Source organism: Streptomyces sp. NPDC055815 (genome assembly GCF_053616475.1).
Genome location: NZ_JBSHDU010000193.1, coordinates 834 through 1,085, shown reverse-complemented (window position 1 = coordinate 1,085; position 252 = coordinate 834). Strand labels below are relative to the sequence as shown.

Here is a 252-nt window from a genome sequence, read left to right as displayed (position 1 = left end):
GCTCCTTTTATCCGTATCAGTTGTCTAGTTCACTCATGTTGGTAATTTTGTCACGGTTGATCTGTTCGGTTCGGCCTGTATGGGCATCTTTGTAGGATACTAACCCCGTATCACTGTCAACTTTGGGTTTGCCGTCTGTAACGATAGTGCGACCATCTGTGGTTTTTATTTCTTGGTTTGAAGAACATCCAGCAGCGGCAAAGGTCACCAACGCGACCATCATGGCCGCCAACAGCGTTTTTTTATTCATAA

1 protein-coding gene is annotated in these 252 nt (G+C 45.2%); it reads right to left on the bottom strand.

Annotated features, from left to right (window positions below; genetic code table 11):
* Positions 1–16 precede the first annotated feature (16 nt).
* Positions 17–252, bottom strand: a 236-nt coding sequence (locus ACWGN5_RS41940) for a YgdI/YgdR family lipoprotein (RefSeq protein WP_044704865.1), incomplete at its 5' end; no start/stop codon positions are given.